Raw genomic sequence first — 16,347 nt, forward strand, 5'->3', positions numbered from 1 at the left:
GCTATATTTATTTATAAAAAGGATTTTCTACATACCATTTTACTGTATCAAAAATACCTACATCAAATTTATATAATGGTTGCCAATTAGTTTGTTGAAAAATTTTATTATAATTTATAGAGTACCTATAATCACATCCTGGCCTATTAGGTACAAATTTAATTAATTTTTTATAGGATGATATGTTTGGTTGTAATATATCTAATATATTACATATATGATTAGCTATGGAAATTGTAGTTAATTCATTACCTCCACCAATGTTATAATGTTCTCCTGGTATACCTAATTCTAAAATTTTCAATATAGCAAGACAGTGGTCATTTACATGAATCCAGTCTCTAATTTGACTACCATTGCCATATATAGGAATATTTTCCATATTTAATGCCTTTTTAATTATCATAGGAATTAATTTTTCAGATGATTGAAATGGTCCATAATTATTAGAGCAATGTGTAGTAATAGTAGGTATATTATATGTTTTAAAATATGATCTCATTATATGGCTACTTGCTGCTTTACTTGCAGAATATGGATTATTTGGTTTATATGGATCATTTTCTTCAAATGGTTTTCCTGTTTCGCTTAAATCTCCATATACCTCATCTGTTGAAATATTAATAAATTTGAAATTATATTTTTCTTGTGCAGTTAATGATTGAAAATATTTTTTTGAAATTTCAATTAATTCAAATGAACCAATAATATTTGTATCAATAAAATTTCTTGGTATATTAATAGAATTATCTACATGTGATTCTGCTGCAAGATGTATAACTGCTCTAGGACGAAATGTTTCAAATATTTTTTGTAATGAATATTTATCTGTAATACAATTTTTAATTAATATATGATTCTTATTTTTTAATACATCACATATATTTTCTTTTTTGCCAGCATAAGTAAATTTATCTATATTTACAATCGTTTCATTATGTTTTGACAAAAATAATTTTATAAAATTAGAGCCTATAAATCCAGCTCCACCAGTTACTAATATAGTCATATTGTTAAACTTTATGTATAAAATGTAAATTATATGTTTTTTATATAATTAATAATTATATTTTTTATAGAGATTTTCATTGTTTTGTTCTATAATATTATCAAATAGTTGTTGCGGCATTAGCTCAGCTGGATAGAGCACGGGCCTTCTAAGCCCGGGGTCGGGGGTTCGAGCCCCTCATGCCGCACCATATTTTTATTAACAAAAATATGTTTTTTAATATATAATTATATTAAATTGTATATTTTTTGCATAATTAAATTATGGTGGTCGTAGCTCAGTTGGTAGAGTCCCGGATTGTGATTCCGGTTGTCGTGGGTTCGAGCCCCATCGACCACCCCATATTTTTATATTAATATTTTAGTAAAATATCAATATATTATTTTCATATTTTTATTTCTAGGCTTATTTTATATGGTTTTTTCTACAAAAAAAATTAGCGGTAGTATTGTAGCATTAATAACTCCTATGACACCTGAAGGAAATATTGATTATATTACATATAAACGCTTAATAGATTGGCATATAGAAGAAGGTACTGATGCTTTAGTAGTAGTAGGTACTACTGGTGAATCACCTTCTGTTTCTATGGATGAAAATGCAGAGTTAATAAAAGTAGCTGTTGAATATTCAAATGGTAGAATTCCTATTATATCTGGAGTAGGTGCTAACTCTACAAGTGAAGCTATCCATTTAACAAAATTTGCAAAAAAAGTAGGTGCTGATGCTGGATTATCAGTAGTGCCATACTATAATAAGCCATCTCAAGATGGAATATATCAGCATTTTAAAAATATTGCTGAAAATGTTGATTTACCTATCATTTTATACAATGTACCAGGTAGAACATCAGTAGATATGTCAAATGAAACGGTTATTAAATTAACCGAAATTCCTGGAATTATAGGTATTAAAGATGCAACTGGTGATATTGCAAGAGGAGCATTATTAATTAGAGATTGTCCTAGTGATTTTAAAATTTTTAGTGGAGATGATTCAACTGCTGCAGCTTTAATGATGTTAGGTTGTTCTGGAAGTATTTCAGTTACAGCTAACATATTACCTAAAACGTTAAAGATGCTATGTGATGCTTCTATGCAAGGTGATATAAAAAAAGCTCGTGAACTAAACTCAATGTTAGCTCCAATAAATAAAGCTTTATTTATTGAAGCAAATCCTATACCAGTAAAATGGGCTCTTAGCGAATTAGGTATGATTTCTTTAGGATATAGATTACCATTAATACCATTAAATGAAAAATATCATAATCTAGTACGTAATGCTATGAAATTAGCTGGTTGTATATTTTAATAAAGTTTTCATTTATTATATTTTTTTATTTATATTTTTTATTTGTATTTTGAAATTATTTAAAATATTTAGTGCTTCAAGTCCTGTTATATCATCCAACTTTAAATTAATAATGTTATTTATAATAGATTTATAAGTAGCATTATTTTTTTTATTTTCTAAATATTTTAATTTTTTTGTGGCTATATTTATTACTTCTTGAGGTATTCCAGCTGTCTTTGCTACATGAATACCATAGCTTTTATTACATATGCCTTTTTTTACTTCATGTAAAAACGTAATATTATCTGATTCTTCAGAAATGGTTAAATGTACATTAGTTATATGAGAATATTTTTTAGTAATTTCTGTTAATTCGAAATAATGAGTAGAAAAAAGTGTTAATGATTTATTAACAGTCAATAATGTTATTACTATTGACCATGCTAAAGATAAACCATCATATGTAGAAGTTCCTCTTCCTATTTCATCCATTAACACTAAACTATTTTTAGTACTTGTATTTAATATTAATGCTGCTTCTGTCATTTCTACCATAAATGTTGATTTATTATGAGAAATATCATCATTAGCGCCTATTCTAGTAAAAATACGATCAATATTACCTATTATTGCTGTTTTTGCAGGAATAAAACTACCAATTTTTGCTAATATAGTAATCAATGCTACTTGACGCATATATGTTGATTTACCACCCATATTTGGTCCAGTAATAATATAAATTCTATTAGCATCATTTTTTAATTCACAACTATTAGGTATAAAGCATTCTATATTGTTTTCTACTACAGGATGTCTACCATCTTTTATAATAATCTCATTATCTTCACTAATTATTGGTAAATTCCAATTATTATTATATGCATGTATAGCTAAGTTTAATAAAACATCTAATTGTGCCAATGATTTAGCACAATTAGATAATTCATCATAATATTTATCTATTTCAGATAATAAATTTTCATATAGCAATTTTTCTCTTCTTATTGCTTGATCTTTTGATGCCAAGATTGTATTTTCTAAATTTTTTAATTCTTCAGTTATATATCTTTCAGTATTTTTTAAAGTTTGTTTTCTAACATAATGTTTAGGAATTTTATAAATCTGTCCTTTACTAACTTCTATATAAAAACCATTAATACGATTAAATTCTATTTTTAGATTATTAATACCAGTATTTTTTTTCTCTATTTCTTCTATTTTGGATAAATGCATATGACTATTTAGATATATATCTCTTAATTTATCTAATTCTTGATCAAATCCAGATAATATAATATTCCCATCTTTTAAATTATTTGAAGGTTCTGTTACTATAGATTTATTTAATAATATTAAAAGATCATTATCTATATAAAAACAATTATTAATACTTTTTATTAAAGAAGATTTTTTTGTTAAATTCAAATTAATTAATTGTTCAGAAATTATAGGCAATAAAGATATAGCATCTCTTAAACTACTTATTTCTTTTGGCTTTGCAGATTTCATTGAAATTCTAGATGAAATTCTCTCTAAATCTGGAAAAGATCTTAATTCTTTTAAAAAATTTTGATTTTTATTATTTTGGCAAATATACTGATATAGTGTATCTATTGCTTCTTGTCTTTTTCTTAAAATTTGTATATTTCTTATAGGATTTTGCAACCATCTTTTTAAAGTTCTACTGCCCATAGAAGTAGAACAATTATCCATAATTGTAAATAAAGTTGAGTTATTACCATTTATTGACGTTGTGAGTTCTAAATTTTTACGCGTTTCTGGATTTAGTATCACATATTCATTATTATTTTCTATTTTTATATTTTTAATATGTTTTAAATCAGTAAATTGTGTTTGTATGACATATTTAATTAATGCACCTGCAGCACATACTGCATTTTTCATATTTTGAATATCAAAACAATTTATAGAATTTATTTTAAAATGATTTAAAAGTTCTTGCATTGCATTATCAATATTAAAATTAATAGAAGCAATTTTAGAAATTTTTGCTTTATATGAAAAATTTAATTTATCATTTTCAGAAATTAAAATTTCTGCTGGGTCTAATCTATGTATTTCTGTTTCTAGCTCATGTGGTTCACATTCTAAAACATAAAATTCTCCATTAGCTAGATTTAAATATGAAATTCCTGTACTATGTTTTGTATTATGAATAGATAATACAATACGGTCAGATTTAGTTGGCAATAAAAAATCATCTGTCAAAGTACCTGGTGTAATTATTTTAACTATTTTTCTTTCAATTGGACCTTTATTATTGATATTGATTTCTCCTATTTGTTCACAAATAGCTATCGATTGACCTTGATCTAAAAATTTAGCTAAATATTGATCCAGAGAAATTGCTGGGATGCCAGCCATAGGTATTGGTTTGTTATTAAAAAAACCTCTTTTAGTTAAAGTTAAATTTAATAATTTAGATGCTTGTATTGCATCATCAAAAAACATTTCATAAAAATCACCTAGTCTGTATAACAATATTAAATCTTTAGCTTGTGCTTTAATTTCTAAATATTGTTGCATCATAGGTGTATGTTTTTCTATAGATGATAAATTAAAATCATTCATGGTTAAATTCTATATAAATATAAGGATTATTAATAATGGAATATATTATTTATTGTTTTAATTTTTTTACCCCTTTTTTAATAGAAAACTCTTTAAATATTATTACATCTTTTTTTATTTTTGTTTTAGGATGGAATTTTTCAAACTTTGCTGGAAATTTCATTCAACAAGCATTGCAAATTTCACCAAAAATAGATAGTACGATTTTACCAATATTAAAAACATTAATAATATGGACTATTAGAACATGTATTTTAATAACTATATTATCACGTTTTGGCATTCAAACCACAAGCATCATTACTATGCTTGGTGCTGCTGGTTTAGCAATAGGTTTAGCACTACAAGGCACTTTACAAAATATTGCTGCAGGTATTATGTTACTTATTTTAAGACCTATTAGAACTAATGAATATATTTCCATAAATAATATAGAAGATTGTTTAGTAAAAGAAATAGGGTTATTTCTTACAACGTTATCTTATCCAAATGGAATTATTATTATAATGCCAAATAGTACTATTTGGGGAGCTGTTATCAAGAATTTTAGTAGAACTGATGAAAGAAGAATAGATATATATATACCAGTCAATTATGACGATTCTTTAGATAAAATTATAGAACATTTAACACAGTTGATTAAATCTAATGATATGGTATTAAATAAACATCAATCATCAGTAAATATTGCTGATTACAAAGAAAATTATATTTTAATAAATGTAAGAGCATGGACAAAATCTATTAACTACTCAAAGCTTAAATATCAATTAAATTATCAAATATGGGAAATTATTAAAAATTTAAATGTTAGAGAATCTATTAATAAAACATTTTTAATAAATAAATTATAAATTTAATGAACTTTTTTAAAAAAACGTATTCATATAAAATGGTATGATATAATTACCATTCAATAAATATTTTATTAAATGAAAAATATTATGTTTTTAGATAAAATTTTTTATTTAAAATGATTTAATAATGTTAAAATATGTTTTAATTTATGCACCCTATGCTTACTATTGCTGTTAAAGCAGCAAGAAAAGCAGGAGTAATTATAAATCGCTCCTGCTTAGAATTAGAAAAAATTAAAGTTTCCTGTAAAGGTCCTAAAAATTATGTTACAGAAATTGACCAATTAGCTGAAAAAGCTATAGTAGAAATTTTAAAAGAATCTTATCCTTCTCATTCATTTTTAGGTGAAGAGTTTGGGAATTATGGTTCTTCTAAATCAGATTTTTTATGGATTATCGATCCAATAGATGGTACTACAAATTTTATACACGGATTTCCTAATTATGCAGTTTCTATAGCGCTTTCTTTTAAGGATAAAATTATTCAAGCAGTAATTTATGATCCATCTAGAGACGAATTATTTACTGCTAGTAGAGGATCTGGAGCTTTTTTAAATAATCGTCGTATAAGAGTATCAAAACAAAATATATTACAATATTCATTATTAGGAATGCATTGCAGTACGTTTAGCAAAAATGATGTTGAAAACAAGTTTAATATTTTAGCTGATGAATGTACTGCTGTGCGTAGAATGGGCTCTACTGTCATTGATCTTGCATATGTTGCATGTGGTAGATTGGATGGATTTTGTGGTATCAATTTAAAACCATGGGATTTAGCTGCTGGTTCACTAATAGTTACTGAAGCTGGAGGTCTAGTATCAGATTATTTTGGAGAGCAAGAATGGATGAATTCTGGAAATATAATAGCAGCAACACCTAAAATTTTCTCAAAGATATTAAATAAATTAAATAACTAATGTATTGAATATTTTTATTGAAATTATCTTATTTATATTTAGAATTTAACTTAGTACGGGAATCTCATTATGGGATGGGCTCTAGATCCAAATATTTGGATCGGATTTTTTACATTGATTTTTTTGGAAGTAATTCTTGGAATTGATAATTTAATTTTTATTACTATTTTAATAGATAAATTACCTTTTAACCAAAAAGACAAAGCTCTTATAGTAGGTATTGTTTTTGCATTAATAATGCGCTTTATATTATTATTTGCAATATCTTGGTTATTAAACTTTAATCATCCAATTTTTTTTATATCTACATTTCCTTTTTCAATAAAAAATATAATTTTATTAATAGGTGGTTTTATTTTATTAATAAAAAGCTTTCTTGAACTATATAATAGATTAACTATAAAAAATAATACTATTATAAAAATAAATAATTATACTAATTTTTGGTTTGTAGTATTGGAAATAGTTTTATTAGATGCAGTTTTTTCTTTAGATGCAGTAATTACAGCAATTAGCATAGTAGATAATTTAATTGTAATGATGATTGCTATTACAATAGCAATGATTTTCATGCTAATAGCATCTAAATCTTTGACTATATTTTTAAAGTTATATCCTAATATAATAATATTATGTTTAGTATTTTTAATATTTATTGGCTTATCTTTAATATTTGAAAGTATTGGTATCACGATTCCAAAAGAATATTTTTATCTATCTATTTTGTTTTCTGTATTAATAGAAATATTAACTTCTTTTAATAAAGTTAATAATATGTTTGAAAATAATTCGAATAAAAAAATAATTTGTGATTTAATACCATTAAAAGATCCCATAAATTCTCTTACTTTATCTTCTCAAAAAATAGATAAATTTATTATAAATATAGATAAATTATTATTTATTAATGTTCATAATGATAATAAAATAGATAAAGAAACTATTTTAACAAAATTAGATTATAATTATTTTGTGTTATACGATAATATTATTGATAATATTATCGGAGTTGGTAAAATTCAAACATTAATAATAAATGGATTATATAGGGATAAAAATATTAATGTAAAAGATTGTTGTAAACCTATATTAATAGATTTAAATGTAAAATCTATTGATTTATTAAAAATTTTTTCTGTACGTAATTGTGATATTGCTTTTGTTATGCATGATAATAAAGTTATTGGCTTTGTTACATTAAAACATATGTTTGATTTATTAAATAAAATAGATGAAATTTCATTTCATATTAAAATATTGTGATTTATAAAATGATTTATTTTTTGCAAGCTTTTGTATTAGGTATATTAGAAGGTATAACAGAATTTATACCGGTATCTAGTACAGCGCACATTTTGCTATTAGAAAAGCTTATGCAATATCAAAATCCTTCTAAATTTTTTGAAGTAATAATTCAGTCTGGAGCAATATTAGCAATTATATATATATATAAAATTCGTATTTTTAATATATTAAAAGGAATAGTTAAATTAGAATATAATGCCATATGTATTTTTAGAAATATTGTCATTTCTATGATACCATCAATTATTATAGGATTTTTATTTATTCATTTAATAAAAAAACTTTTCTTTAATTATTTAATAATTGCTATATCATTGATATTAGGTGGTTTTTTTATTATTATAGTGGAATATTTAATTTATCCTAAATTTTCTAAAATTAAAATAGATAATAAAAACTTTTTTAACAAAAGATATTATATATCTAATATAGAAGATATATCTTCTAAACAATCTCTATATATTGGTTTATATCAAGCAATTGCTTTAATTCCAGGAATTTCTAGATCTGGAGCAACTATAATGGGAGCTATGACTTTAGGAATAAAGCGCAATATTGCAACAGAATTTTCTTTCTTTCTTGCAGTACCTACTATAATTAGTGCTTCTGTATATGATATTTGGGTTAATCTAAATAGTATTTCTATTAATGACTTTATTCCAGTTATTATAGGATGTATTTCCTCTTATTTTATTTCAATTTATGTTATCAAATCAGTAATAAAATATATATCTCATAATACCTTTCTTATATTTGCATGGTATAGAATTTTCTTAGGTTTTTTAATATTACTTATATATATTGCTACATAATTTGTAATGATATTAAGTAAATATACACAATATCATCCATAAATCAATTTTTAATAAATTATTTATTTTACTTCAATTATATATGATTTTTATAACAAAAAATTAAATAAATCATATTGTAAATTTACAATATGATTTATTTGTTATTGAATATTTTTTGATTATTTAACTTGCTAATAAATATTATTTATAGATTAATTCTACCTTTTTCATGATAACATCATCTATTGGTACATCTTGATAAAAACCAAAATTTTTAGTTTTTAATTTCCCAATTTTATCTACAGTATCTATACCTTCAATTACTTTGCCAAAAACTGTATATCCCCACCCATTTATGGTTGGTGCAGTATAATCAAGAAAATTATTATCAACTAAATTAATAAAAAATTGTGATGTAGCAGAATGAATTTCATTTGTACGTGCCATAGCAATTGTATAAGCTAAATTTTTTAAACCATTAAATGCTTCATTTTCTATAGGATTATGAGTATTTTTTTGTATCATTCCTTTTGAAAAACCACCACCTTGAATCATAAAATTATCTATAATTCTATGAAATATAGTACCATCATAAAATCCTTCTTTTACATACAAAATGAAATTTTCTACTGTTTTAGGTGCTTTTTCATGATTTAATTCTAAAATTATATTGCCATAATTAGTAGTTATACTAACTTTTTTATATATATTCATAGTTAATCTTTTTTAATAAAAAGTTATATTAATTGATAAATTAATTGTTTTATACAAATATTCTTTATGTCATTTATATTTATTAATTTTTTTTGAATTATATTATCTAATTCATGACATATATATAAACATTAAATCTTAATTCTTGTATAAATATTTTTTTATAGATATCATATTTATGATTAAAATTATCTATATCATAATTAGAGTATATATTTTGCATAAATATAAATAATTTAATATAAATTTTTTTATAAGTATGTATTAATTAAAAATTTTAAATAGCAAGTTATTATTTTAAAGCGTATATATAAATATTATTCTTGATCATTATAACACTTATAGATCATTTGATTGATAGATTTTTTATAAAACCTTTTTCTAAAATTATCAAAAAAGAGAGTATAAATTATTATGCTAAGGATTTATAATACACTAACAAATAAAAAAGAAATTTTTAAACCAATTACTCCAGGTTTTGTAAAAATGTATGTATGTGGTATGACAGTTTATGATTATTGTCATCTTGGACATGCTAGAGTAATGATTGTTTTCGACATTATTTACCGCTGGTTTAAAATATTAGGACTAAAAGTATCATATGTTAGAAATATAACAGATATTGATGACAAAATTATTAATAAATCTATCAATCAAAAAATTCCTATTAATGAAATAACTAATTTTTTCATAGATGCGATGCATAATGATGAAATTGCGTTGGGTGTTTTATCTCCAACCTTAGAACCAAAAGCTACCGAATATATAGAATCCATTTTAAATATAATAGAAAAATTACATAATAAAGGTATTGCATATATTTCTAAAAATGGAGATATAAATTTTTCAGTTAGATCATTTAAAAAATATGGAATTTTATCTGGCAAAAATATAAATCAATTAAAATCTGGGGAGTTAGATATTAATAAACATGATCCTCTGGACTTTGTACTTTGGAAAGCTTCAAAAGATAAAGATCCTATAGATTCAAAATGGAATTCTAAGTATGGACTAGGGCGTCCAGGATGGCATATAGAATGTTCTGCAATGAGTCATAGTTCTCTAGGATTACCTTTAGATATTCATGGAGGTGGACCAGATTTAAAATTTCCTCATCATGAAAATGAAATAGCTCAAAGTGAATCTGCTTTTGATTGTTTATTGGCTAATACATGGATTCACTGTGGTCCACTAATGATGGGCAAAGAAAAAATGTCTAAATCTGTAGGTAATTTTTTTACAATTAGACAAATAATTGGCTATGAAGACATTTTGAACAAAAATTTTGTGATTAATAAAAGAGAAGCTGAAATGTTACGGTTTTTTATTGTTAGATCACATTATAGGAGCATACAAACATATTCTCAAGAACATTTAATTGATGCTCAAAATTCTTTAGATAAATTATATCGTGTACTTAATATAGAAGGTGCAGATTTAGATGTTAATTTTACAATTAAATGGGATAATTACTTTGCTAAAAAATTTGAAAATGCAATGAATGATGATTTTAATACACCTATAGCTATATCTGTATTATTCGAATTAGCATCTGAAATAAATCGTAATAAAAGTATTAATAATATATTAATATTAAAAAATCTTGCTAAAATACTTGGTTTGTTACAACAAGATCCTAAGTCTTATTTTAAATTACCAACAAGATATAGTATAAACTATAATGTGAATATAAATAAATTAAATGATGAAGAAATAGAAAAACTTATATTGGCAAGGTATATAGCAAAAAAAGAGAATAGATATATTGATGCAGATAAAATACGGAATTTTTTATTATCTAACAGTATATCATTAGAAGATACTATAGATGGCAATACTATTTGGAGTAGAATCTAATATTCTAGAGATATTTTATGGAATTTAATAACAAATATTTACAAGAACCAATTTATTGGCATGAAGCTACATCATATTTATTGAAAAAAGATAGAATTTTAAAAAAAATTATCCCTTTATGTAATAAAAATTTTTCAATTTTTTCTGAAAATTATTTTCAAATATTATCTAAAGCTATAATATGTCAAAAAATTTCTAATATTGCTAATGAAACTGTAGATAATATATGGAATATATTTAAAAATAAAATATTTTTAGATCCATATTCTATTTTAATAACATCTAAAGATACTTTAAAATCTATGGGGGTAAATAATAGAAAAGCAAATTATTTGTATCATTTAGCATTAAGTTTTTGTGAAAAAAAAGTAAAATATGAAGATTGGAATACTATGGATAATGAATCTATAGTTAAGGAACTTTTATCTATAAAAGGAATAGGAAGATGGACTGCAGAAATTTTCTTAATGTTTGGTATGCAACGACCAGATATAATGCCTTTAGATGATAAAGATTTATTAAAAGCTATATCTTTTCATTATTTTAGTGGAGAACCAGTTTCACGTTTTGAGGCTAGAGAAGTATCTGTAGCATGGAAACCTTGGAGAACAGTTGCAAGTTACTATTTATGGCAAAGTTTAAATTTTTTACCAATTAAATGATAATACTTTATTATGGATGTTTAATGTGCAATATTTTTTAGAATTTGAACAACCTTTATCTGAAATAGAAAATAAAATAGAAGAGCTGAGGAATACTAAATCTGGATCAGCAATACATATTTTAAATGAAATTAATTTTTTAAAAAAACAAAGTGAAAAATTAACAATTGATATATATTCCAAGTTAACACCTTGGCAAATTGCATTAATAGCAAATCATCCTAAAAGACCTTATATTTTAGATTATATTAATAATATATTTACTGATTTTCATGAATTACATGGTGATAGAATGTATTTTGATGATCAGGCTATAATAGGTGGATTAGCAAAATTTGATGGATTTGCATGTATGATTATAGGTCATAAAAAAGGTAGAAATCCTGAAGAAAGATTTTTACATAATTTTGGAAATCCACGTCCAGAAGGTTATAGAAAAATATTACGTTTAATGAAATTAGCTGAAAAATTTAATATACCAATATTTACTTTTGTAGATAACATTCCTTATATTAATTCAAAAATTGATGAAAATAAGATAGAAAAATCAGAATTTATTGGTCAGAATTTATGCTTAATTTCTAGATTAAAAGTTCCTATTATATCTACTATCATAGGAGAAAGTGGTTCTGTAAGTTCTTTAGTTCTTTCCATAGGGAATAGAGTATTAATGCTAAAATATTCTATATATTCATTGATTTCATCAGAAATATTTGATTCTAAATTTTGGAATAATTTAGATAAAAAATCAGATGAAGCATTACCAATTACAGCTAATAAATTGAAGGAATTAGGATTAATAACATTTGTAGTTAATGAACCAATAGGTGGTGCTCATAGATATCCTAATTCCATGTATAAAATATTATATAATACATTGGATGAGACTTTAAGATTTTTAAAAAACATGACACCAGAGCAATTAGTCAATCAAAGAATGAATTTATTATTATCATATGGATATTTTAAAAATTTATAAATACTTTAATATTTTTATTATAAGAAATAATAATGAATAAAATATTATTAGAACCAATAAAAAAAAATTTAGAATCTTTAAAAAAAATTCCTAAGCGTATAGGTATAGGATTAAGTGGAGGTCTAGATTCTACAATGTTATCTCTTGCAATGTCTAATGTTGCTAAATTATATAATATTCAAGTATATCTACTTCATATTAATCATTCTATTCAGATTGATTCAGATTTATGGGCAAAAAATGCAAAAAATTTTGCTAAATTATTAAAATATAAATTTTTAGAAGTTAAAGTTGATATTAATATCAATAAAGGCAGTTGCCTTGAAGAAGCAGCAAGAGAATATCGTTATTTAGCATTTAAACATCTATCAATAAAACATGATATCAATACTATATTTTTAGCACACCATAGAGATGATCAAGCAGAAACGATATTATTAAGATTATTAAGGGGTACTGGAGTTACCGGTTCTATTGCTATGAGAGAATGTTCTATTAAAGATAATATTGTATATATAAGACCATGGTTAAATATTGATAAAAAAATTATTTTAGAAAATAGCAAATATATTATTAATAATAAAAAAATTATCTTATCAGAAGATCCTATGAACTATAGTACTAACTATACTAGATCTGCTATAAGGGTTTTAATATCACCTATATTGAATAAAAAATGGCATGGATGGCAAAAAAATTTGACTAGATTTTCTAAAAATATGGAAGAAGCTTTAGAAATATTAAATTCTGTCGCGCAAGATGACTTAAATCTATTAGATTTTAATACTAATGATTATAGTTTTTCTTTAGAAAAATGGCGACATTTGTCTCAATCTAGAAGAAATTTATTAATACGTCATTGGCTTAATATTCAAAATATCATGATGCCTTCTAGAGCACGTTTACTAAATTTGAATAAACAATTAATGAACTTACATAATTTAGGTTATGATCGTTTTATGGTAGTTAAACATGAAGATGTAGAAATATGTTGTACTCGTAATAGAATATTTATTAGAAGTATAAAATAAAATGTGTTGTTAAATTATTTCAAAATAAATTTTTTTTATTCTATTTGTGTAATTTTTTGTTATTATTAATTTTTAAATTAATTTTAAATAGAGCTAAAAATGTCTGTAATTGTTCACAAATATGGTGGTACATCTATGGGTTCAATAGAACGCATTAAGAATGTAGCACGTCGTGTAGCTAAATGGCATTCTGCTGGCTACAAAGTAGTTGTAGTTCCTTCTGCTATGTCAGGAGAAACAAATCGTTTGTTAAATATGGCTAAAGAAATTACACCCTTGCCACATGAAAGAGAATTAGACATGTTAGCATCTACTGGTGAGCAGGCTAGTAGTGCACTCTTAGCAATGGCATTATTAGCAGAAGGGATACCAGCTAGAAGTTATACAGGGTGGCAATTACCTATATATACAGATAATTCTCATACTAAGGCACGAATTATTTCTATAGACCATAAAAAAATATTAGATAATTTAAATGATGGAAAGGTTGTAGTAGTAACAGGATTTCAAGGTATTAATGAAAATGGTGATATTACAACTTTAGGTAGAGGTGGATCTGATACTTCTGCAGTAGCAATAGCTGCTGTTTTAAAAGCTAAAGAATGTCTTATTTATACTGATGTAGATGGTGTTTATACTACAGATCCTAGAATTGTATCAGAAGCTAGAAGAATGTCTACTGTTTCTTTTGAAGAAATGATGGAAATGTCTTCTTTAGGATCTAAAGTATTACAAATTAGGTCTGTAGAATTTGCAGGTAAATATCGTGTTCCAACAAGAGTATTATCATCATTAACAGATCCTCTGATTCCTTTAGAGGAAGAAATGATATCTGGAACTTTAATAAATTTTGAGGAAGATAAAGAAATGGAATCTGCTGTTGTTTCTGGTATTGCATTTAGTAACAATGAATCAAGAATTACTTTATTAGATGTACCTGATACTCCTGGTATTGCTAGTTCTATATTAACTCCAGTTGCTGATGCTAATATAGATGTTGATATGATAGTACAAAACCAATCAGTAGATGGTAATACAGATTTTTCTTTTACTATAAATCATGTAGATTTTCAAAGAACTGTTAATTTATTAAAAGACGTTGTAATTCCAGCTGTAAAAGCTCGTGATTTAGCAATTGAAGAAAAAGTAGCTAAAGTATCTATAGTTGGTCTTGGTATGAAATCTCATGTAGGTGTAGCAAGTACTATGTTTAAAACATTAGCCAAAGAAGGTGTAAATATTAAAATGATTAGTACTAGTGAAATTAAAACATCAATTATAATTGATATTAAATATATGGAACTAGCTGTAAGATCTTTACATCACGTATTTGGATTAGATGCTAAATAATTATTTATTATACTATTCTTTAATATAATTAATTATAATGGTATAATATTCAATAGAAATTATGGAGGTATGCCCGAGTGGCTGAAGGGGCTCCCCTGCTAAGGGAGTATGCGGCTAAAACTGTATCGTGAGTTCGAATCTCACTACCTCCGCCAGTATGTTATTATATTGTACGTGTTAATAAAATTTGATACAATATATAGTGTTGGAATAATATTCTAGCGCCCGTAGCTCAGTTGGATTAGAGTACTTGGCTACGAACCAAGGGGTCGTGGGTTCGAATCCTGCCGGGCGCACCATCATAAGTGTTTTATATATACAATTAGTTTATGTTTTTTAAAATTCTATAAATTTTATTGACATATTTTTCCATAAAATATGGGTAATTAATTTATAATGCCATGATATTCATTTGTACGTGTATCAATTTCTATTTTATCTCCTATTTTGCAAAAAATAGGTACATTAATTTCATGCCCAGATGAAATTTGAGCAGGTTTCATTACTTTTCCAGAGGTATCTCCTCTAGTTGCAGGTTCAGTATATGTAATTTCACGTACAATTATATTAGGTAATTCTACTGCTATGATTTTATCATTAAAAAATATGATTTCTACCTTCATATTATTTTCTAAATATTTTAATATTTCGAGCATATTATTTTTTTCGACTTCATGTTGATTATAATTTTCATCTAAAAATACATACATTGGATCTATAAAATATGAAAAAACACATTCTTTTTTTTCTAGCTGTACTACTTCAAATTTTTCATCAGCTTTATATACAGATTCACTAATAGATGATGTTAGTAAATTTTTGAATTTTAATTTAACTACAGCAGAATTTCTACCAGATTTATTATATTCAGTTTTTTGAACAATTAATGGATCTCCTAAAATCATTACTACGTTACCAATTCTTAATTCTTGAGCTGTTTTCATGAATATATAATTCCTTATTTTTAAAAGTTAATTTATTTTC

The 16,347-nt window shown here is 24.6% G+C and carries 15 protein-coding genes and 4 tRNA genes (1 of these 19 only partly in view); 14 read left to right on the forward strand and 5 right to left on the reverse strand.

What is annotated here, in order from left to right:
• Positions 1–7: 7 nt before the first annotated feature.
• Complete coding sequence (rfbB, locus tag CKSOR_RS00775; protein ID WP_108673709.1) at positions 8–1,009, reverse strand: dTDP-glucose 4,6-dehydratase; 1,002 nt, start codon at positions 1,007–1,009, stop codon at positions 8–10.
• Between the two features lie 113 nt (positions 1,010–1,122).
• Here rfbB and CKSOR_RS00780 point away from each other — a divergent pair.
• The 3 genes from CKSOR_RS00780 to dapA all read left to right on the forward strand — a co-directional run bounded on the left by CKSOR_RS00780 (position 1,123) and on the right by dapA (position 2,320).
• Positions 1,123–1,199, forward strand: a tRNA-Arg gene (locus CKSOR_RS00780).
• Between the two features lie 76 nt (positions 1,200–1,275).
• Positions 1,276–1,351 (forward strand) — tRNA-His (locus CKSOR_RS00785).
• A gap of 72 nt (positions 1,352–1,423) precedes the next feature.
• Positions 1,424–2,320 carry a 4-hydroxy-tetrahydrodipicolinate synthase gene (gene dapA, locus CKSOR_RS00790; RefSeq protein ID WP_108673710.1) on the forward strand — a complete coding sequence of 299 codons (897 nt, stop codon included), beginning with the start codon at positions 1,424–1,426 and terminating at the stop codon, positions 2,318–2,320.
• A 15-nt stretch (positions 2,321–2,335) separates the two neighbouring features.
• Here the strand turns inward: dapA and mutS are convergent, their stop codons facing one another.
• Positions 2,336–4,894 carry a DNA mismatch repair protein MutS gene (mutS, locus tag CKSOR_RS00795; protein WP_108673711.1) on the reverse strand — a complete coding sequence of 853 codons (2,559 nt, stop codon included), beginning with the start codon at positions 4,892–4,894 and terminating at the stop codon, positions 2,336–2,338.
• Positions 4,895–4,929: 35 nt separating this feature from the next.
• Here mutS and CKSOR_RS00800 point away from each other — a divergent pair, with 35 nt between their 5' ends.
• The 4 genes from CKSOR_RS00800 (at position 4,930) to CKSOR_RS00815 (ending at position 8,788) form a co-directional block, all read left to right on the forward strand.
• Positions 4,930–5,748, forward strand: a complete 819-nt coding sequence (locus CKSOR_RS00800) for a mechanosensitive ion channel family protein (protein WP_108673712.1) — start codon at positions 4,930–4,932, stop codon at positions 5,746–5,748.
• A 152-nt stretch (positions 5,749–5,900) separates the two neighbouring features.
• Complete coding sequence (locus CKSOR_RS00805) at positions 5,901–6,671, forward strand: inositol monophosphatase family protein (RefSeq protein ID WP_108673713.1); 771 nt, start codon at positions 5,901–5,903, stop codon at positions 6,669–6,671.
• A 69-nt stretch (positions 6,672–6,740) separates the two neighbouring features.
• The gene (locus CKSOR_RS00810; protein ID WP_108673714.1) at positions 6,741–7,934 is read left to right on the forward strand and encodes a TerC family protein; all 1,194 of its coding nucleotides are present in this window, start codon (positions 6,741–6,743) and stop codon (positions 7,932–7,934) included.
• A gap of 8 nt (positions 7,935–7,942) precedes the next feature.
• Positions 7,943–8,788 carry an undecaprenyl-diphosphate phosphatase gene (locus CKSOR_RS00815; protein WP_108673715.1) on the forward strand — a complete coding sequence of 282 codons (846 nt, stop codon included), beginning with the start codon at positions 7,943–7,945 and terminating at the stop codon, positions 8,786–8,788.
• Positions 8,789–8,971: 183 nt separating this feature from the next.
• Here the strand turns inward: CKSOR_RS00815 and CKSOR_RS00820 are convergent, their stop codons facing one another.
• Positions 8,972–9,484: a peptidylprolyl isomerase gene (locus CKSOR_RS00820; protein WP_108673716.1), complete on the reverse strand. Its 513-nt coding sequence runs from the start codon at positions 9,482–9,484 to the stop codon at positions 8,972–8,974.
• A 414-nt stretch (positions 9,485–9,898) separates the two neighbouring features.
• Here CKSOR_RS00820 and cysS point away from each other — a divergent pair, with 414 nt between their 5' ends.
• The 7 genes from cysS to CKSOR_RS00855 all read left to right on the forward strand — a co-directional run bounded on the left by cysS (position 9,899) and on the right by CKSOR_RS00855 (position 15,662).
• Entirely contained in the window at positions 9,899–11,341 is a 1,443-nt protein-coding gene (cysS, locus tag CKSOR_RS00825; protein WP_108673717.1) for a cysteine--tRNA ligase, read from the forward strand.
• 17 nt (positions 11,342–11,358) lie between these two features.
• Positions 11,359–12,003 carry a DNA-3-methyladenine glycosylase family protein gene (locus CKSOR_RS00830; protein ID WP_108673718.1) on the forward strand — a complete coding sequence of 215 codons (645 nt, stop codon included), beginning with the start codon at positions 11,359–11,361 and terminating at the stop codon, positions 12,001–12,003.
• 16 nt (positions 12,004–12,019) lie between these two features.
• Entirely contained in the window at positions 12,020–12,982 is a 963-nt protein-coding gene (gene accA, locus CKSOR_RS00835; RefSeq protein WP_108673719.1) for an acetyl-CoA carboxylase carboxyl transferase subunit alpha, read from the forward strand.
• Between the two features lie 32 nt (positions 12,983–13,014).
• Positions 13,015–14,013: a tRNA lysidine(34) synthetase TilS gene (tilS, locus tag CKSOR_RS00840; protein ID WP_108673720.1), complete on the forward strand. Its 999-nt coding sequence runs from the start codon at positions 13,015–13,017 to the stop codon at positions 14,011–14,013.
• Between the two features lie 99 nt (positions 14,014–14,112).
• Positions 14,113–15,363 (forward strand): aspartate kinase, encoded by a 1,251-nt coding sequence (locus CKSOR_RS00845; protein ID WP_108673721.1) that lies wholly within the window; start codon positions 14,113–14,115, stop codon positions 15,361–15,363.
• A gap of 63 nt (positions 15,364–15,426) precedes the next feature.
• Positions 15,427–15,518 (forward strand) — tRNA-Ser (locus CKSOR_RS00850).
• Between the two features lie 66 nt (positions 15,519–15,584).
• Positions 15,585–15,662: transfer RNA gene (locus CKSOR_RS00855), tRNA-Arg, on the forward strand.
• A gap of 87 nt (positions 15,663–15,749) precedes the next feature.
• Here the strand turns inward: CKSOR_RS00855 and efp are convergent.
• Both efp and earP read right to left on the reverse strand, forming a co-directional pair.
• Positions 15,750–16,307, reverse strand: coding sequence for an elongation factor P (gene efp, locus CKSOR_RS00860; protein WP_108673722.1), 558 nt, complete (start codon positions 16,305–16,307; stop codon positions 15,750–15,752).
• Positions 16,308–16,334: 27 nt separating this feature from the next.
• A protein-coding gene (gene earP, locus CKSOR_RS00865; RefSeq protein ID WP_108673723.1) for an elongation factor P maturation arginine rhamnosyltransferase EarP crosses the window boundary here: on the reverse strand, positions 16,335–16,347 show its end. Its footprint extends 1,097 nt past the window's final position; the window shows 13 of its 1,110 coding nt (coding positions 1,098–1,110); the start codon falls outside the window, past its right edge — the gene reads right to left on this strand; it ends in the stop codon at positions 16,335–16,337.

It is taken from the genome of Candidatus Kinetoplastibacterium sorsogonicusi, assembly GCF_003072465.1.
In the GTDB taxonomy this organism is placed as follows: Bacteria; Pseudomonadota; Gammaproteobacteria; order Burkholderiales; family Burkholderiaceae_B; genus Kinetoplastidibacterium; species Kinetoplastidibacterium kentomonadis.